The sequence below is a fragment of the Caenispirillum salinarum AK4 genome, from assembly GCF_000315795.1.
In the GTDB taxonomy this organism is placed as follows: domain Bacteria; phylum Pseudomonadota; class Alphaproteobacteria; order Rhodospirillales; family Rhodospirillaceae; genus Caenispirillum; species Caenispirillum salinarum.
On record NZ_ANHY01000021.1, the window covers coordinates 26,226 to 44,742 of the forward strand.

Annotated in this window: 18 protein-coding genes; 13 read left to right on the forward strand and 5 right to left on the reverse strand. The window is 67.3% G+C overall.

Features of this window, described 5'->3' with window-relative positions; translation table 11 throughout:
* Positions 1-630 precede the first annotated feature (630 nt).
* Entirely contained in the window at positions 631-1,788 is a 1,158-nt protein-coding gene (locus C882_RS19120) for a hypothetical protein (protein ID WP_009542322.1), read from the forward strand.
* A gap of 75 nt (positions 1,789-1,863) precedes the next feature.
* On the opposite strand, the gene C882_RS19125 is transcribed toward C882_RS19120, so the two are convergent.
* Positions 1,864-2,253 (reverse strand): acyl-CoA thioesterase, encoded by a 390-nt coding sequence (locus C882_RS19125; protein ID WP_009542323.1) that lies wholly within the window; start codon positions 2,251-2,253, stop codon positions 1,864-1,866.
* 112 nt (positions 2,254-2,365) lie between these two features.
* Here C882_RS19125 and parE point away from each other — a divergent pair, with 112 nt between their 5' ends.
* The 3 genes from parE to C882_RS19140 are packed head-to-tail and all read left to right on the forward strand — an operon-like array spanning position 2,366 to position 5,370.
* Positions 2,366-4,363: a DNA topoisomerase IV subunit B gene (parE, locus tag C882_RS19130; RefSeq protein ID WP_009542324.1), complete on the forward strand. Its 1,998-nt coding sequence runs from the start codon at positions 2,366-2,368 to the stop codon at positions 4,361-4,363.
* A gap of 13 nt (positions 4,364-4,376) precedes the next feature.
* Complete coding sequence (locus C882_RS19135; RefSeq protein ID WP_009542325.1) at positions 4,377-4,991, forward strand: hypothetical protein; 615 nt, start codon at positions 4,377-4,379, stop codon at positions 4,989-4,991.
* Complete coding sequence (locus C882_RS19140; RefSeq protein ID WP_009542326.1) at positions 4,957-5,370, forward strand: hypothetical protein; 414 nt, start codon at positions 4,957-4,959, stop codon at positions 5,368-5,370. Before C882_RS19135 ends, C882_RS19140 begins: the two co-directional genes overlap by 35 nt.
* Positions 5,371-5,379: 9 nt before the next feature.
* On the opposite strand, the gene C882_RS19145 is transcribed toward C882_RS19140, so the two are convergent.
* Positions 5,380-6,336, reverse strand: coding sequence for a YihY/virulence factor BrkB family protein (locus C882_RS19145; protein WP_009542327.1), 957 nt, complete (start codon positions 6,334-6,336; stop codon positions 5,380-5,382).
* A gap of 230 nt (positions 6,337-6,566) precedes the next feature.
* On the opposite strand from C882_RS19145, the gene C882_RS19150 reads away from it, so the two are divergent.
* Positions 6,567-8,009, forward strand: coding sequence for a B12-binding domain-containing radical SAM protein (locus tag C882_RS19150; RefSeq protein WP_009542328.1), 1,443 nt, complete (start codon positions 6,567-6,569; stop codon positions 8,007-8,009).
* Here C882_RS19150 and C882_RS19155 read toward each other — a convergent pair.
* On the reverse strand, positions 8,006-8,281 hold the full coding sequence (locus C882_RS19155; protein WP_009542329.1) for a hypothetical protein: 276 nt from the start codon (positions 8,279-8,281) through the stop codon (positions 8,006-8,008). The genes C882_RS19150 and C882_RS19155 overlap by 4 nt on opposite strands.
* A 210-nt stretch (positions 8,282-8,491) precedes the next feature.
* On the opposite strand from C882_RS19155, the gene C882_RS25565 reads away from it, so the two are divergent.
* The 6 genes from C882_RS25565 to C882_RS19180 all read left to right on the forward strand — a co-directional run bounded on the left by C882_RS25565 (position 8,492) and on the right by C882_RS19180 (position 13,873).
* A complete protein-coding gene (locus C882_RS25565) occupies positions 8,492-8,938 on the forward strand; it encodes a ferritin family protein (protein ID WP_009542330.1) in 447 nt (148 codons plus the stop codon).
* A 4-nt stretch (positions 8,939-8,942) separates the two neighbouring features.
* Complete coding sequence (locus tag C882_RS19165; RefSeq protein WP_009542331.1) at positions 8,943-9,752, forward strand: family 1 encapsulin nanocompartment shell protein; 810 nt, start codon at positions 8,943-8,945, stop codon at positions 9,750-9,752.
* 200 nt (positions 9,753-9,952) lie between these two features.
* Positions 9,953-10,129: a hypothetical protein gene (locus C882_RS25130; RefSeq protein WP_009542332.1), complete on the forward strand. Its 177-nt coding sequence runs from the start codon at positions 9,953-9,955 to the stop codon at positions 10,127-10,129.
* A gap of 77 nt (positions 10,130-10,206) precedes the next feature.
* Positions 10,207-10,737: a hypothetical protein gene (locus C882_RS19170; protein WP_009542333.1), complete on the forward strand. Its 531-nt coding sequence runs from the start codon at positions 10,207-10,209 to the stop codon at positions 10,735-10,737.
* Positions 10,738-10,872: 135 nt separating this feature from the next.
* Positions 10,873-12,912, forward strand: a complete 2,040-nt coding sequence (locus C882_RS19175) for a putative bifunctional diguanylate cyclase/phosphodiesterase (RefSeq protein ID WP_009542334.1) — start codon at positions 10,873-10,875, stop codon at positions 12,910-12,912.
* 268 nt (positions 12,913-13,180) lie between these two features.
* Positions 13,181-13,873, forward strand: a complete 693-nt coding sequence (locus C882_RS19180) for a response regulator transcription factor (RefSeq protein ID WP_009542335.1) — start codon at positions 13,181-13,183, stop codon at positions 13,871-13,873.
* A 90-nt stretch (positions 13,874-13,963) separates the two neighbouring features.
* On the opposite strand, the gene C882_RS19185 is transcribed toward C882_RS19180, so the two are convergent.
* Entirely contained in the window at positions 13,964-14,521 is a 558-nt protein-coding gene (locus C882_RS19185) for an invasion associated locus B family protein (RefSeq protein ID WP_009542336.1), read from the reverse strand.
* A gap of 347 nt (positions 14,522-14,868) precedes the next feature.
* Here C882_RS19185 and C882_RS19190 point away from each other — a divergent pair, with 347 nt between their 5' ends.
* Both C882_RS19190 and C882_RS19195 read left to right on the forward strand, forming a co-directional pair.
* Positions 14,869-15,453 carry a hypothetical protein gene (locus C882_RS19190; RefSeq protein WP_009542337.1) on the forward strand — a complete coding sequence of 195 codons (585 nt, stop codon included), beginning with the start codon at positions 14,869-14,871 and terminating at the stop codon, positions 15,451-15,453.
* A 25-nt stretch (positions 15,454-15,478) separates the two neighbouring features.
* On the forward strand, positions 15,479-17,080 hold the full coding sequence (locus C882_RS19195; RefSeq protein WP_009542338.1) for a BCCT family transporter: 1,602 nt from the start codon (positions 15,479-15,481) through the stop codon (positions 17,078-17,080).
* Positions 17,081-17,296: 216 nt separating this feature from the next.
* Here the strand turns inward: C882_RS19195 and C882_RS19200 are convergent, their stop codons facing one another.
* Positions 17,297-18,385, reverse strand: coding sequence for a YeeE/YedE family protein (locus C882_RS19200; protein WP_009542339.1), 1,089 nt, complete (start codon positions 18,383-18,385; stop codon positions 17,297-17,299).
* Positions 18,386-18,517: the final 132 nt, after the last annotated feature.

Below are 18,517 nucleotides of genomic sequence, written 5' to 3' on the forward strand. Positions count from 1 at the left end.
GAGTACGTCCAGTAATGACCGCTACCAAGAGGGAAGCGAACTGCGGAAATTTATCATGCAGCCCCTGCGTTTTGCGCGCATTTTTCGCGGTTATGCCGCTATCTTTCAACGTGTGGCGGCGCCGGTTTTCTCTATCCCGGGTGCACCGGTCCGTCGCGTTCCGGTCGAAATGCGTCAAATGGCGTTCGTGTACCCCCGGCGCCGATGCATGCCCCCGCCCGGACCGGCAGCCAACCGCTCGGCCCCTGCCCGCGTATCCTGCGGCCGGACGGCTGGCTGCCGACTGGTCGCGGACCGGATCACGCGGGCATTTCCTGGTCCGGTCCGGCCTTTCATTCCTCGCAAGAGAAGCTTGTGCATCCCGCCGTTCTGGCGACCGGGAATGACCCGTCGGCGCCGCGGCGCGGGCTTGCTCCGCGCGGAAAAATGCATGCACGGAAGAGCCCCCTGGAAACAGCAGTCATAGACAGCCCTGACGCCAGGAAGCGCCCCCAGTGCGTGACCCGGTGCCCCAGGCGGGCCAGCAAGGAACGCCTGCTAACTACATGAAATGGGACGATTTTCCTGTTTACTTACTAGTCGAATCATTGGATGAGTCTTCTTGGTTGAACCCAATATAAAGGACTACCAATGAGCGAACCCAAAGCCAAGGACGGCTACATTCTTCTCGACCGCAAACTGTCGAAGTCGTTCATGACGGCGGCGTCGGTGCCGACCAACCTGGAGACGCGTTACGGTGGCGCGGGTGGCGCACGCGGCATCTTCGCGATCGTGCCCTTCATCGGAATCCTCGGTCCGCTGGGCATCGCCCTTGAAGGCGCGATCACGTGGTCGACGATTAACAATCCGCAGACGATCCGCGACCTGAAAAAGGCCAAGGACGAAATCAATCATATCGATTTCAAGGAGGCGCATGACCGGCAGGTCGGCCAGAATGTCTCCTTCGAGGTGGTCGCCCTCCAGCGCGACCCCGACACCGTCGACCTGGTCGTCAAGGCCCACGCCAACTACGTCACGGCCTTCAAGAACTCCGTGGACGATCCGGCGGCGATGCGGTCGCTGTTCCGCGACAAGGCGGTTTTCGCGCTGGGCGGCGACGCGCTGCGGAAGCAGGGCCATGCGCTGCCGCATACGACCATGGTCATGGACCCCAGCTCGCTCGCACCGCCGACCGTGCTGAACGAAGTGACCTACCAGTACTCGAACACCTGGTCCCTCGACGCCGGTTTCTCCGGCAGCATCGGCGGCGGCAGCGGCGGCGACGGCGCGATCACCGGCGGGTACTCTTTTACCACGTCCGCCTCGACAACCCGGTCGGACTTCGGCATGACGCGCACCAGCCGTGGCCCCCTGGCCTCCATGTGGTCGGCCGATCTGCAGAACGTGTACGAGGGCCATCATGCGTTCCCGTACAACACGGCCAAGCTTGAATCGGTCATCGGCCATTCGATCTTCGCGAACTGGGTGCGCTCGGTGCCGGCGGCCGCCGAGGGTGACCTCGACCTGGAGTACCTGGCCGCCGTTACCGTCCGCGGGCCGCTTCCCAAGACGATCCGCGTGCCGTTCGCGCTGAACCAGCGCTTGATCCATGCTGAAGTCGACGGCCGCTGGGGCGCTCCGGGCGCCCGCGTCGGCGGCATGCCGATCGTGCTCCCCAATACCGTGGAGACCAACGGCTTCCTGGTCGTGGATACCGAGTCCTGGACGGTTTCGGTCGAGGACACGGAGACCAGCTTCATGAACACCAAGCAGATTCTTGCGAAACTTCTGGAGAAAGCAGACGCCTGAGGAGCGCTGACGGCCTGAGTTCGGCGTGCGCGGCCGGCGGTGATCCTTGCGGGACCACCGGCCGCGCGCGCCCCGTTATTCCGCCGGCACCTCGCGCTTGCGGCCGGCCTCGTCGATGGCGACGAAGGTGAAGGTGGCTTCCGTGACCTTCTCCTGCTCCCACGTTCCGCGCCGCAGGACCCAGGCTTCGACCTTCATGGTCAGCGACGTGCGGCCGACCCGCTCCACCGAGGTGTAGCAGGTCAGTTCGTCGCCCACGCGCACCGGCTTGTGGAAGGCCATGCCGTCGACCGCCACCGTCGCCACACGCCCGCGAGCCCGCTTGGAGGCCGCGACGCCACCCGCGATGTCCATCTGCGACATCAGCCAGCCGCCGAAGATGTCGCCGGCCGGATTGGTGTCGGCGGGCATGGCGAGCGTGCGGATGGCGATCTCTCCGACGGGCTGTTCGGTCTGGGTCGTCATGGTGGTTCGTGTCCCTCGACAATGGGTTGATGGGGTTTTTCCACACCATATAGCGGCGGGCGAACGATGGCGCCACGGCATCGTCTTGCTGGCGTGGCGGACCCTCCATATAATGCGCGCCATGTCCGACGATCTCTTCGAAAAAACCGCCGCCAAGACAGACGCCTACACCGCCAAGGACATCGAGGTCCTGGAGGGGCTGGAGCCCGTGCGCAAGCGCCCGGGCATGTACATCGGCGGTACCGATGAAAAGGCGCTCCACCACCTGGTGGCGGAGATCCTCGACAACGCCATGGACGAGGCGGTGGCCGGCCACGCCACCGTCATCGACGTGGAACTTGGGCTGGAAAACCGGGTGACCATCCGCGACAACGGCCGCGGCATCCCCGTCGACCCCCACCCCAAGTATCCGGAAAAGTCGGCGCTGGAGGTGATCTTCACCACCCTGCACTCGGGCGGCAAGTTCGGCGGCGGGGCCTACAAGGTCTCGGGCGGCCTGCACGGCGTGGGCGTGTCGGTGGTCAATGCCCTGTCGGACGACCTGGTGGTGGAGGTCGCCCGCGACCGCAAGCTGGTGCGCCAGGCCTACAGCCGCGGCAAGGCGGTGACGGGGATCGAGGACCTGGGCACCGTGCAGAACCGCCGGGGCACGACGGTCACCTTCCACCCCGACCCGGAAATCTTCGGCCCCCGCGCCCGCTTCCGCCCGGCGCTGCTGTACCGGATGACGCGGTCGAAGGCCTATCTGTTCCGCGGTGTGCGCATCCGCTGGAAGTGCGCGGCCGACCTCATCAAGGAAGACAACCCGACGCCGGTGGAGCAGGAGCTGCACTTCCCCAACGGCCTGACGGACTTCCTGTCGGAGCTGATGGACAAGCGCGAGATGGTCACCCCCACCGTCTTCGCCGGCCGCCAGGACTTTCCCGACGACATGGGCAGCGTGGAGTGGGCGGTGGCCTGGCCGACGGATCAGGACTACCTGTTCTCCAGCTACTGCAACACGGTGCCCACGCCCGAGGGCGGCACGCACGAGCAGGGCCTGCGCAACGCGCTGACCAAGGGCATGCGGGCCTTCGGCGACATGGTCGGCAACAAGAAGGCCGACAAGCTGACCGCCGACGACGTGATCGGCGGCGCCTGCATCATGCTGTCGTGCTTCATCCGCGAGCCGCAGTTCCAGGGCCAGACCAAGGAGAAGCTCGCCAGCGCCGAGGCCACCCGCTACGTCGAGCAGGCCATGAAGGACCAGTTCGACCACTGGCTGTCGGGCGACGCCCAGGCCGGCGGAGAGCTTCTGTCCCACGTGGTCGCCCGCGCCGAGGACCGCCAGCGCCGCAAGCAGGACAAGGAGCTCAGCCGCAAGACCGCCACCAAGAAGCTGCGGCTGCCGGGCAAGCTGGCCGACTGCTCGCGCTCCATCGCCGGCGGGACTGAATTGTTCCTGGTGGAGGGGGATTCGGCCGGCGGCTCGGCCAAGCAGGCCCGCATGCGCGAAACCCAGGCGGTGCTGCCCCTGCGCGGCAAGATCCTCAACGTCGCCTCGGCGTCGACCGACAAGCTGCGCGCCAACCAGGAGCTGACGGACCTGATCGAGGCGCTGGGCTGCGGCGTGCGCGACCACTACGACGACGACAAGCTGCGCTATGAAAAGGTCATCATCATGACGGACGCCGACGTGGACGGTGCCCACATCGCCAGCCTTCTGATGACCTTCTTCTATCGCGAGATGCCGGCCCTGATCGAGAACGGCCACCTGTTCCTCGCCATGCCGCCGCTCTACCGGCTGGTGCAGGGCGGCAAGAGCATGTACGCGCGCGACGACGCCCACAAGGACCAGCTATTGAAGACGGAGTTCAAGCCGTCGAAGGTGGAGATCAGCCGCTTCAAGGGCCTGGGCGAGATGCCGCCGGCGCAGCTGAAGGAAACCACCATGGCGCCGGGCTCCCGTACGCTGTTGCAGGTGACCATCCCCGACACCCATACCGAGGAAAGCCGCGAGGAAGCCAAGCAGACCGGCCGGCTTGTGGAACGCCTGATGGGCCGCAAGCCGGAACTGCGCTTCCAGTTCATCCAGGAAAACGCCCGCTTCGTGGAAGAGCTGGATATCTAGGGCGGGCGGATCCATGGCCGCGCGCTTCGATCGGGATCAACTGCAGGACGCGCTCGACCGGCTGGGAGAAGCGGCAGCCGCCAACCACACGCAGTTGGACCTGGCGGTTTATGGCGGGGCGGCCCTCATGCTCGCCAGTCGCTTCCGCTACGCGTCCGAGGATGTGGACATCGCCTCCATCGGCGAGTGGCCGGACTGGTTGCGGAAGGCCGTCGACAAGGTCGCCCGCGATAACGGGTGGGCCGCCGATTGGCTGAACGACGCCATCCAGTTCCACCTGAGCCCGGCCGCGACGCAGTCGGACGATCACCTGGAGTTCGGCACCTATCCGCGACGCGGGGAGCCGGGCCTGCGCGTCTTCGTCCCCAGCGCGGAGTACCTTCTCGCCCTGAAGCTTAAGGCGATGCGGGTGGCCGACCCGGTGAAAGGGCCGCTGGAGGCGCGCGACATCCGCAAGCTCATGGCGGCCTGCGGCCTGACGGGGATTGACGACGCCATCGCCATCCTTGGACAGTACTTCCCTCGGTCGGCGGCGGATGCCGACAAGCAGCGCTTTCTCCTCAAGCATGTGCTGTCGCAGGAGGACCCGGACGATGACCCGCCCGACTACCCTGTCCGAGACCTATGACCGGATCGCCCAGGGCGAGCCGCGCGAGGGTCTGTTCGCGGGCTTCCTCGATACGTTCTACGGCACCGACGACCTCGACCGGCAGGCCGCCATGCTGGCCGACGAACCGGCGCTGCTGGAGGATGCTCGGCTGAACGCCCTGGCCGGCGGCATGGCGGAATACCTGTCCAAGCAGGTCATCCGCCGTGCGCCGCCCCGGTGGGCATCCGGCCCCGCGCGGCGGCTGGCGGAGCCGTGGTTCACGGTGGAGAACGCCGGGCCCGGCATGAAGGAATGGCTGGTGTTCTCCTCCCCGGCGGAGTTCCTCCACCGGAACATCTTCACCGAGAGCCAGCCGTTCCGCCGCGCAAGCCAGGCCCGCCCGCGCTCGCCATCGTAGGCGGCAGAATCAGGCGCCTTCCCCCACCGTGTCCGCTGCATGAGCGCCCCGGCGGCCCAAGGGTTCGCGCCGGCCGTGGGTGGTGTCGTGCTTCGTCTGGCGTTCCAGTTCGGCGTTGATCTCCGCGCCCAGCAGGACGATGAAGGCCGACAGGTACAGCCACATCATCAGGACCACGACGCCCGCGAGCGACCCGTAGCTCTCGTTGTAGCTGCCGAAGTAGCGGACATAGAGCGAGAACAGCACCGACGCCGCCACCCACAGCAGCGCGGCGATGACCGAGCCGGGCGTCACCCACTGCCACCGCGCCTTGTCGCGGTCGGGCGCCACGCGGTAGATGACCGCCAGCGCGCCCATGACCAGCACGATCAGCAGCGGCCACCGCCCCAGCGAGACGATCCACTGCAGCGTCGACGGCAGGCCCAGCGACCCCACCAGCGCCGGGACGGCGGCGATCAGCACCAGCGAGACGATGACGAACAGGATGGCGGCCACGGTCAGGCCCAGGATGATCGCAGTCTTGCGGACGAAGCCGCGCTCATCCCTTTCGTCGTAGGCGATGTCCACCCCGCCCACCAGCGCCTTCATGCCCTTGGATGAACTCCAGATGGCGGCCAGCAGCCCGATGATCGCCCCGATCCCCAGCGCGCTGGACGAGGCGGACGCCAGCCGCTGAAGCTGCTGGCTGATGACCTGTTGGGCGCTGTCGGGCAGGGCGCCGCTGATGGCCTGGATCTGGGTCGTGACCTGTTCCGGGCTCGCGAACAGGCCGTAGATGGTCAGGATCGCCGCGAGCGCCGGGAACACCGACAGCAGCGAGAAAAACGCCACGCCGGCGGCGACGATGCTGATGTTGTCGTCGCCCAGCTCCGTCTTGACGCGCATGGCGACGTCCTTCCATCCGCGCCTGGGAATCTCGCGCGGACGCTCGGCCTCGCGGCCCCGGCTGTCCCGTGCCTTGCTCATCTCCGCATCCTCTCTCCGCACGAGGCGTCTTCGGTATGAAGCGGAGAACGGGCGGACACGGGAGGGGGGTTGAAAGAAGCACCCGGACAGCTGCCGCTTCTTCTTTTATCGCCAATCTTTCCGCCGCCGCCCTCCCCCTTCCGCCTAGTCTTCGGAACCTTCCCGCGCCCCCAACGCTTGCCCTTGAACATCCCCAGGCATCCCAAGCGTCACGGAAGGGCGGTATCGTCATGCGGACACGGGTCATCCACCTCATCAATCCCAAGACCGACAGCCTCACCACGCGCCCCATCTACATGAAGCGCGCCCTGTATTCCCCGCTGGCGGGGCTGCTGGCGGTGGCGGCCTGCATCCCGCAGGACCGCTACGAGGTGGTGCTGACCGACGAGAACATCGAGGACATCGACTTCGACCTGGAGTGCGACATGGTCGGCATCTCGGCCATGACCTCTTACGTCAACCGCGGCTACCAGATCGCAGACCGCTTCCGGGCCCGCGGCATTCCCGTCGTCATGGGCGGCGTCCACCCCAGCTTCATGCCGAAGGAGGCGCTGTCCCACGCCGATGCGGTGTGCATCGGCGAGGCGGAACTGGTCATGCCGCGCATCCTGGACGACTTGGAGAAAGGCGACCTGCGCGGCACCTATCGCGCTGACACGCTGTGTCCCATGGAGGGCATGCCCATGCCGCGCTACGACCTGGTGAAGGGCCACCGCTATGTGAACAAGACCTTCGTGCAGACCTCGCGCGGCTGCCACCAGGCCTGCACCTTCTGTGCCGAGCCGCTGATGAATGGGCTGAAGTTCCGCTACCGCCCCATCCCCGAGGTCATCCATGAAATGGAGACCTGCGGCCAGCGCACGGTGTCCATCAACGACGCGGACTTCTTCGGCACGCGCGAGCGCCCCATGGAGCTGATGAAGGCCCTGCGCGGGCGCGGCATCAAGTGGCAGGCCGGCGTCACGTCCAAGCTGGCGGGCGATGACGAGATGCTGGACCTGGCGGCCGAAAGCGGCTGCACCATGATGTCCATCGGCTTCGAGAGCATCTCCCGCGACACGCTGAAAAGCGTCCACAAGTCGGTCAACCGCCCCGACGATTACGTGAAGCTGGTGGAGAAGATCCACAGACACGGCATCATGGTGTTCGGGCTGTTCATGTTCGGCTTCGACACCGACGACGCCGACGTGTTCGACGAGACGGCGCGCTTCAACATCGACGCCGGCTTCGACATGACGGCGTACTCGGTGCTGACGCCGTACCCGGGCACGTTGACGTGGTACGAGATGAAGCGCGCCGGGCGGCTGGTCAGCCACGACTGGACCAAGTACGACCAGGCCCACATCGTCTACCGGCCCGAGCGCATGGACGCCGAAACCCTGCGCGACGGCCACCGCCGGGCCTTCCGCACCTTCTACAGCGGCTCCAGCATGGCCAAACGCTTCCCCTGGACGGGCCCGCGCGACCGGACCATGTGGACCATCTACAACCTGTTCATGAAGAAGGGCGCGGCCGGCGACAAGCGCTTCAAGCAGGTGGCGCCGGAAACGGCCAAGACGCAGCACGCCCCCATGCCGCCCATCCTGCCGACGAAGAAGGACTGGCGGAACGCCATCCTGTCGGACGCCGAAACGGCCGGCGCCTTCAAGACGGCGGAAAAGGCGCGGCGCTAGCCGCTGGCGCCGCTGCCGTCACCGCTGTCCGGCGGCGGCGTGCGGCGTTCCGCGACACCTCCGAAGACCACCAGGATCACGCCCGCTGCGGCGATGAACAGCAGCGCCTCGCCGATGCTCTGGGGGTCGATCACGACGGCGGCGGCCGTCAGGAACGCCAGAACGCAGGCGACCAGCACCCAGCCCTGCCACGTGATGGGAATGTAGGTCCAGCCGAAGCTGGGGCCCAGGGCACCGTGGCGGCGGCGGAACCAGATGGGGCGGTCGGTCATGGGCGAGCGTCCTTGCGGCCGGGAAAAGCGGAAAGCGGTTTCGCGCCATCCTTAGCCTCCGCCGCCCCGGCCGTCCAGATACTGAAATTCATGCAACCTTCTTCTGGTTGTTGGCGTTTCGATGGACGTGAAAAGCGGGCCGTTCGCCCCGGCATCCACGGCCGGGCGCGGGCCGCGTTGTCCTGATCGCACCACGTCTTAGGGGGCCTCATGGGTAGCGAAAGCCTTCATGCGCCGCGCGAGCGCATCAGTCGCCGGACGCTTACCATCCATCACGCCATCGTCTCCATCAAGGAAGAGTTGGACGCCGTCGACTGGTATCAGCAGCGCGCCGACGACTGCGAGGACGAGGAGTTGAAGGAAATCCTGCTGCACAACATGCGGGAGGAAATCGAACACGCGGCCATGGCGCTGGAGTGGCTGCGCCGGTACTCGCCCGACGTCGATGAGCAGTTCCGCACCTACCTGTTCACCGAGGGCCCGATCATGGAGATCGAGGAAGAGGCCGAGCACGAGGAGGCGCTGGAGGACCTGGGCCTGGACCCCGCCGCCGCCAAGGGCGGTGTCGCCCGCCCCGCCGAGCCCGAGGGCAAGGCGCGCCCCGCCCGCGCCCGCCGCGCCACCATCGGATCGCTGAAAGCCAAGGGGAAGGACTGACATCATGGACATGCTCAACCGCTCGCAGGCCCCCATCGACGCCGAGCTGTGGGACGCGATCGACGAGGCCGCCAGCGAGTCCGCCGCCGCCATGCTCACCGGCCGTCGCCTGCTGGAGACGGAAGGCCCCTACGGCCCCGGCCTGACCTCCATCGAGGTCGGCAACGACGGCTATTGCCGCACCGTCGGCGACGAGGAAGCCGGGGCCGTGGTCAGCCGGGCCGTCTCCGTCCCCATGCTGCGCAAGCGCTTCAAGGTGTCCATCCGCCGGCTCATGGCCGCCACCGAACACGGCCAGCCGCTGAACCTGAACGTCGTGGAGGACGCCGCCGAGGCCGTGGCCCGCCGCGAGGACGAGTTCGTCTACTACGGCAACAAGGATTTCGGACTGGAAGGCCTGCTGACGGCAACCGGCCGCAAGACGCTGACGGCCGGCGACTGGACCAAGGTGGACCAGGCGCTGGAGGACGTGGTGAAGGCCGTCACCCTGCTGGACGACGGCGGCTTTCCCGGCCCCTACGGCATGGCGCTGTCGCCGGCGCTCTACAACCAGCTGTTCCGCCGCTACGAAGGCTCGGACCTGCTGCAGCTGGAGCACCTGAAGCGCGTCTGCACCGCCGGCATCTTCAAGGCGCCCATCAAGGGCGGCGTGATCGTGGACTCCCGCGTCGGTCCCATCGTGCTGGGCCAGGACCTCATGGCCGGCTACATCGGGCAGGACGGCATCCATCATGAGTTCTTCCTGTCGTCGAGCATGGTGCTGCGCCTGGACGACCCGGAGGCCATCTGCGCGCTGGAAACGGCGGAGGCCTGACGCCGCCCACGGCGACGCGATGACGACGGTCGACGCCCCCTCCGTCGATCCATCTGCAACGGCGCCCGGCCCGTCCGGGCGCCGTTCGCGCGTCACAACACCACATGGTGCCGGTCATATTTCGATAAAATACTTTATGTTGAAGAGGATGCGGCACCATGGCAGCCTGTTGCTGAGAGCAACAGCAGGAGGGTTGAACGATGGTCTCCGTGCTTGCGTTCATCGTGGCGCTGCCGACCCTTTACGCCCTGACGTCGTGGGCGCTGACGGGGTATGACGCCGTGGCCGTCAAGCCGCTGGACCGCAACGCCGCGGTTTTGGCGCTGACCGGCGCCGTCGCAGCCGCCGCCGGCGCACCCGTGGCCTACGCCACCTGACGCCGCCGCGCCCGCCCTCTCCGCAGCCGCGCGGGGCACCCCTTTTCATTCCCGCGCGCCGCCGCTATCTAGGCGGCATGCTGAAGCCTCTCGCCCTCTCCGCCGCCCTGTGGAGCGCCGCCCTGGCGCCGCTCGCCGTGGGCCTTGCCGCAGCCGGCCTTGCGCCCGCTCCGGCCGCCGCGCAGACCACGCCCGTCGCCCTGACGCAGGCGCTCGAGGCCAACATGGACCGGCCGCTCACCCCGCCGGAAGCCTGGGCCGCCGCCTCCGCCGCGCAAAGCCACGCCAACGACGTCCGCCGCATTCGCGATGCCTTCGCCGCGCGCGTGGTGGAGATCACGCGGCTGCCGCCGGACGCCGTGGCCGGGGTGATCCCCCCGCTGGGACGCGGCCCGCAGAGCGCCATGCCGAACGACCTGGGGCCGGCGCTGGCGGCGGCGCTGGGCCGCCCGCTGACATCGGAGGAGGCCGCGGCCCTGCGGGAGGCCGACGCCGAGCGCCGCGCCGCGATCGCACCCCACCGCCGCACGCTGGCGGCCCGGCTGGAGCGCCTGACAGACCTTCCGGCGGACCGCATCACGCCGCTGCTGGAGGCGCTTGGTCTCTAAAAAACCCTCTCTGCGGGTATCGCAGCACTCCTGTTGCGGAAATATGTGGGCATGCCGGGCGATTTGTTGCATCCTCGCGGCCGGGCGACCGCGCCGGGGTGAGGGACGGCGCGCGCGCCCGCGTTGGGATACCCTATGATGTCTCCGTTCCTGGCCCGCACCATACGCACGCTCAGCATCGGCCAGTTCGTCTTCCTGCTGTCCATGGCGGCCATGATCCTGGCCGTCGTCGTCGTGCTGCTCATGTCCACCTTCGTGGAGCGCCGCGCCATCGGCGACCTGGCGCAGGAGGAAGCGCGCCAGACGTCCGAGCTGATCTTCCAGTCGCTCTACACGGCCATGCGCAAGGGCTGGACCAAGGACGAGATCGGCGAGATCGTCGACCGCCTGAACGAAAGCCAGCCGGGCACCGACATCCGCGTCTTCCGCGGCGCGCCGGTGATCGCCCAGTACGGCGACATTCCCGGCGAGGCGCCGGTGCGCGACACCGATCAACTGGTTACCCAGGCCTTCCGCACCGCCGAGCCGGTGCTGGAGACCGGCGAGGATCACATCCGCTACGTCTATCCCGTGCTGGTGCGCGACGAGTGCCAGACCTGCCACGAAGCCGCCATCGGTCAGGTCAACGGCGTGGTGGACATCAGCTATCCCATCACCGACCTGAAGGTCTCGGTCGGCTTCGTCATCAAGTCGGTGATCGCCTACTTCACGCTGATCCTGACCACGCTGTTCCTGGCGCTGTACTTCAAGCTGCGGGTGTTCGTCGCCCAGCCCATCTCGCGGTTCGCCGGCGTGATCGAGGAGATCATCAGCCACACCGACCTCAACCGCCGCGTCGGGCCGGGCACGCACCTGCGCGAGGTCAACAGCCTGTCGCAGCACTTCAACCGGCTGCTCGGCACCATTCAGGAATACCAGGACAAGCTGGAGCACTTCAGCCAGCGCGATCCGCTGACCAACCTGTACAACCGCCGCAAGTTCGAGGACTTCCTGCGCATGGAGGTCGCCCGCGGGCAGCGCCACGGGCACCCGTTCAGCCTGATCATGATGGACCTGGACGACTTCAAGTCCATCAACGACACCTACGGCCATCCGGTCGGCGACCTGGCGCTGAAGGAACTGGCGACCGTGCTGGACCGCCGTATGCGGCGAACCGACATCATCGCCCGGCTGGGCGGCGACGAGTTCGCCGTACTCATGCCCCAGACCACCGCCGAGCAAGGGGCGATCGCCGCCGAGAACCTGCGCAAGGCCGTGGCGGAAACCTCGTTGCGGCTGCCCGTGGGCGCGACGCGCGTCGGCGCCAGCTTCGGGCTGGTGACCTTCCCCGACAACGGCGCGACGGTAGAAAAGCTGTCGATCGCCATGGACGTGGCCATGTACAAGGCCAAGCGCCTGGGCAAGAACCGCGTCGCAACCCTGGACAGCGGCGAGGAGGACGCCGCCATGGCCGTCTTCCAGAAGGGCCGGATGCTCAAGGACGCGCTGGCCGATGATGCCATCGAGCCGGTCTTCCAGGCCATCTGCACCAGCGCCGACACGCGGCCCTTCGCGCTGGAGGTCCTGGCGCGCGTGCGCACGCCCGAGGGGCTGAAGACGGCCGGAGAGTTCATCGAGGCCGCCGACGAACTGGGCCTCACGCGCGATATCGACGAACGCATCTTCGAGAAGGGGCTGGCGACGCTGGCGGCGCAGCGCGACCCCGACCTGAAAATGTTCTTCAACCTGTCGGGCCGGTCGCTGGCGGCGGCGGAATGGATGCATGAAGTGCCGGCCCGCGCCAGGGCCGCCGGCGTGGCGGCGGAACGGATCGTCTTCGAGATCACCGAGCGCGAGGCCCTGCCCCACTTCGACAAGCTGGTGAAGATCATCGACGCCATGCGCGGCCACGGCGTGCGGTTCGCCCTGGACGACTTCGGCAGCGGGTTCTCGTCTTTCGTGTACCTCAAGTTCCTCGACGTCGATTACATCAAGATCGAGGGCAGCTTGATTCGCAACCTTCGTCGCGATCCGCGCGACCGCGTCATGGTCAGCCACATCCACCAGATGGCAAAGGAGTTCGGTCTTTCCACCATCGCCGAATTCGTCGAAGATGCCGAGACGCTCGCCCTGCTGCAGGAGATGGGGATCGACTACGTTCAGGGCTGGCATCTGGGTGCCCCGGGGCCAATCTAAAGACGTATGTCTTATGCGAAAAGGCCTATTTGCACAGCTTTAGCTGAAGCCCACCCTGCGAAACATCCCCTTGGTAGAATTATTTGACATCATAGCGTGTGTTTATGCGCGAACAAGCCGCCGCAAGCATCGCAAAGGCGGCCGCATATTATATCCCTCGGTATAGTTCCATTTTTATTCTAATCAGTTAATATGTTCTGGGGCAGGGGATTGAAAGACGGGATCGTGGGGCCACCGATCCCGCCGCAAACGGGGGGCCTTTTTAGGCATGTCTGACACGTCTGTACGCATCCTCATCGCCGACGACCATCCGCTGGTCCGTCGTGCGCTGGCCGTGTCCCTTTCGGGACTGGCCGAGACGGTGACGCTGGACGAAGCCGGGTCGCTGGACCAGGCCCTGTCCATCCTGACCGACACCACCAAGGGCATCGACCTCGTCGTTTTCGACCTGCGCATGCCGGGCTCCAGCGGGTTGGCGGGCCTGGCCCAGGTGCGGGCGGCGGCGCCGGGGGTTCCCGTGGTGGTGCTGACCAGCGACGAGAACCCGCGCCTGGCGCTCAAGGCGCTGGAGCAGGGTGCCTCGGGGTTCATTCCCAAGACGGCGCCCGAGCCCGTGCTGCTGGCGGCCATCCGGCTGGTCCTGCAGGGCGGCGTCTACATTCCCTCCATGGTGGCCGAGCACGCCGCGCACGCCGAGTCCGGCGGCCACGGCGGGTCCGGCAACGGCGGGCGCTCGCCGCGCCTGGCGCTGACCAGCCGTCAGCGCGACGTTCTGGCGTTGGTGCTGGAGGGCATGAGCAACCGCGAGATCGCCACCCGGTTCAACCTGTCGGAAGCGACGGTCAAGGCGCACGTCACCGCCATCCTGCGGGCCTACGGCGTTGCCAGCCGCGCCAAGCTCATCCGGGTTGCTTCGGACGAGCACAACGGCCACGACACGGCGGAATCGCTCGACTACTGACGGCCGCTCCCGCACCACCGGGTACAACGGAAAACGGGCCGCCCCGCACGGGGACGGCCCGTTTTCCCGTTCCGGCCGGGCGGGCGCGCGTTACTGGCTGACGCTGCCCCATCCGGCGGTGAAACCGCTGAGGGAGGCGTCGGCCGACACCTTCTGTCCGGCGGCGGTGACAAAGCTGACGTTCAGGCTCGCGCCGGCCTTCATCTTGCTCAGCATCTGGTCGTTCAGGGGCACGATGGCGCGGCACAGGCCCGGCGTGCAGATCTGGTAGGGCACGCGCGCCTCCTGCCCGCCGTCCACCGCGAACATGGCGCCCGGCTGGATCATGATGCCGGTGGGCAGGTCGGCCAGGATGGCCGGCTGGTTGTTTTCAAGGAAGGTGCCCACCTTCAGCGACATGATGGGCTGGCCGCCCTGGCCCTGCTGCACGGTCTGGAAGATGTAGCACTCGCGCGCACCGCCGGGCACGGTCTCGCACGCGCCGGTCCAGTCGCCGTAGGTCTGTCCGATGTCCGCGTTGCCGATCTTGCCCGGCTGACCGGCGCCCTGGGCGGCGGCGGGCTGCGGCGCCGCCGCAACGGCCAGGCCCAGCACGGCCGCGGCCATGGCGGACAGGCCGAACGCCGGGAAAAACTTGCGGAGAGTCATCAAGGGCTCCTTTGCCTTTGGTATCGCGGCCACGCCCCCCGCGCGGCCGGTGTCGTCGTCTGTTGCCCCCGACCGCGCCGGGCCCGCCCCGTGCTGACGGGGCCTGCGGGCGGCGCCGGGTCACGGGCGCGCGCGGAACAATAGCACCGGCCCGCAAGCGATGCACGGCCTGTCTGCGGCGCAGACTGCGGGCCCCACATGGTGACCCCGTGACCATCGAGTGGCAGAATAATGGCACTTCGACGGGCGCGGAAAAACCATGACGGCGGTCGGCGCGTTCTTCTCCAGCCGCCAGACCGTATCCGACCTCCATCACGACCACGTCAAGAACGGACGAAGGAATACCCATGCCGCAAGACGCCACAACGGCCGCGCCTGAGGCGGGCCTGTCCATGACGCCCGAGGACATCGTGCGCGACCTGAGGCTCTACCGGGTGCGCTACGACATGCCCGACACCTCGGCCTTCGTGCGCTACTCGCCCAACTTCCAGCGCGACCCCGACGAGTTGACGGTGCACATGGACGCCGCACTGGAACGCCACATCAACGCCACCGAGACCGGAACCTTCTCGCTGTCCGAGTTGGTCAACGAGCTGGTCTACGCCTACATCAACGTCCACGTCTTTCCCGACCGCGAGGCCCTGGACTTCTTCGTCTCCGGGTTCGACGGCGGGCTGATCCAGGTGGGCTTCATCGGCGGCCATTTCGACTGGGGCCGCATGTGGATGATGCGCGGACGGTCGAACGTCGGCCTCCCCGTCGCCGTCTTCCTGGGCCAGCGCAGCGCCGTGAACGGCCAGGCGGCGGTCACGCTGGTGGACCACCGTCACCACCGCCGCGGGGTGCGCGTTTACCGCGCGGTCGGCGGGGCCGGCACGCATGTCGGCGAGGAGTTCTTCAAGGAACCGCCCGCCGACGAGACCAAGCTGTAATCCATCCAGGCGGGAAGGACTGACAATGCGCGCGGAAACCGGCCTTCTGAAAGGCCTGAACCCGACCATGGCCCTGGTCGCCCTGGTGGTGGTGGCCCTGTTCCTCATCGCCGGCGTGGCGGCGCCGGAAACCTCGTCGACCTGGTTCGTCACGGTGCGCGACGGCATCGTGAAGTACTTCAAGTGGTACTATGTTCTGGTGGTCGCGCTGTTCCTGCTGTTCAGCCTTTGGCTTCTGTTCAGCCGCTTCGGCGACCTGAAGCTGGGCGACGACGACCAGCAGCCGGAGTTCAGCTACATCTCGTGGTTCGCCATGCTGTTCGGCGCGGGCATGGGCATCGGGCTGGTGTTCTGGTCCATCGCCGAGCCCATGTACCACTTCCAGGGCAATCCCTTCACCACGGACCCGGAGACGCCCGCCGCCGCCGTCACGGCCATGCGGCTGACGTATTTCCACTGGGGCCTGCACCCGTGGGCGATCTATGCCATCGTCGCCCTGTCGCTGTCGTTCTTCTGCTATCGCAAGAAGCTGCCGCTGGCGATCCGCTCCGCCCTGTATCCGCTGATGGGCGACCGCATCTACGGCGGCTGGGGCCATGCGGTGGACGTGCTGGCGGTGTTCGGCACCGTGTTCGGCGTGGCGACGTCGCTGGGCCTGGGTGTGACACAGATCAACACCGGCCTGAACGTGCTGTTCGGGCTGGACGTCTCGACCACCAACCAGATGATCCTGATCGCCGTCATCTCGGCCGTGGCCACGCTGTCGGTGGTGTCGGGCGTCGGCAAGGGCGTGCGCATCCTGTCGGAATGGAACCTGTACCTGTCGGCGCTGATCCTGCTGTTCTTCTTCGCCTTCGGCCCGACGCGCTACCTGCTGGAACTGTTCGTCCAGGGCCTGGGCGAGTACATGCGCACCGTCATCCCCATGAGCTTCTGGACCAACGCCCAGTCCGGCGGCACAGGGACCTGGCAGTCGGCGTGGACGGCCTTCTACTGGGGCTGGTGGATCGCCTGGGCGCCGTTCGTCGGCATGTTCATCGCCCGCATCTCGCGCGGCCGCACCATCCGCGAGTTCATCCTGGGCGTGCTGCTGGTGCCGACGTTGCTGGGCATGGCGTGGCTGACCGTCTTCGGCGGCACCGGCCTGTGGCTGGAGCTGTACCAGGAGGGTGCGGGCATCGGCCAGGCGGTGTCCGAGGACGTCACCATGGCGCTCTACCAGACGCTGGACGTCATCACGACCATCGACTGGCTGAACTTCCTGGCCATGTGCCTGGTGACGCTGCTGATCGCCACGTACTTCATCACCTCGTCGGACTCCGGCACCCTGGTGGTGACGACGCTGCTGTCGCTGGGGGACCGCGAGCCGCCGACCGTCCACCGCGTCATCTGGGGCCTGGGCGAGGGTTTCGTCGCCGCCGTTCTGCTGCTGTCGGGCGGCCTGGAAGGCCTGCAGGCGGCGTCCATCATCGCCGCCCTGCCCTTCTCGGTCATCATGCTGTTCATGTGCTGGGGCCTGGTGCAGGGCCTGTACGAGGAAAAGAAAATCCTGCACGACGCCGACCGCCGCATGCGGGAAAGCCTGGGACAGATGGAGCCGCAACAGCAGACCTGGCCAGGGGGCTGAGCGTCAGTCCCCTCCGGCGAGAGGGAAAAAGGGCCGGACGCCTTGGCGCGTTCGGCCCTTTCTTTCGGTCGGGTGCTGGAAGCGGCGGATGTGAATTCCTGCTTTCGCAGGAATGACGGGTAATTTATTGTTCTATCACAACACCTTGCAAAATCCGTCGCCCCTGCGAATGCAGGGGCCTGCCACGGATTTCAGCCGCCCTGCACTGCCCTCACCTCACGGCGCCGGCGCGTGGCGGGGGTGGGCGGCGTCCGCCTCCAGCCCGCGGCGGTCCACCAGGTAGTCGGTCAGCGCTGCACCCGCCCACATGGCCGATAGCGCGAGCCAGGCCGTCAGGGCGAAGATCGACCCGCCGGTCACGCCCGCGCCCACCGCGCAGCCGCCCGCCAGCATGCCGCCGAAGCCCATGAGCACGGCGCCGATGATGTAGCGGCGCATGGAGGCCCCGCCCTGGAAGCCCTCCAGCTTCAGCTCCCGACCCAGCAGCGCGGCGAGGAAGCTGCCCAGGAAGACGCCGGGCACCAGCCCGATGTCGAAGTCCCAGGACTCGAACGGGTTGAGCACCAGCATCAGCACGTCGGCCGACGGGCCGGTGAAGCTCATGCTTTCCACGCTGGTCGGCTCGAAGGTCTGGTAGGAGAGCGTCCAGGTCAGCCACCAGCCCAGCACCACGGCCATGCCCGCCCCCAGCGCGCCGATCCACAGGCGCGGCGTCAGCTTGTTCCTGGCGGCGAAAAAGATGGCCGTGGCCAGGAAGAACAGCCCCAGCACCACGCCCGTCCCCTGGCCCAGGCCCAGCGCCGAGAGAAGGTTCAGGTTGCCGATGCCCGTCACGGTCCAGGCGCCCGCCAGCTCATCGCGAACAGGGGCCAGCGCGCCATGCAGGCTGGCCTGGGCGACGACGGCGAAGATCAGGCCCGACAGCAGCGAACGAAGGTTGCCGTTGGCCGACAGCACCAGCAGGCGGCTCGCGCAGCCGCGCGCCAGCACCATGCCGCAGCCGAACATGGCGCCGCCGATCAGCGCGCCCGAGATACTGCCGGCGCCGGTCAGCTGGCGCGCCTCGCCGACGGACAGCCAGCCGGCGGAAATGAAGATCTGCACGCCCGCCACCGCGATGCCGAAGGCCAGCAGCCAGACGGACAGCTTGGGGCCGAAGGACCCGCGCGCGAACTCGATCACGGCGGCGCGCAGGCAGAACCGGCTGCGCTGCGCCATGAACCCGAAGATCATGCCGATGATGAGGCCGCCCAGCGCCGTGGCGCCAGCCTCGCCGAGCAGATCGAATGCGGCGGTCAGATCCATGTCCGCCTCTCCCTTCGTGATTGGATGCACGGCGGCGGCGCGCCCCGGGCCACGCCGCCGTACATGCGCATAATGCCATATTTGTTGAGGAATTGCGCCGTCGAATCTTTGACTTTGATCATATACCGCGGG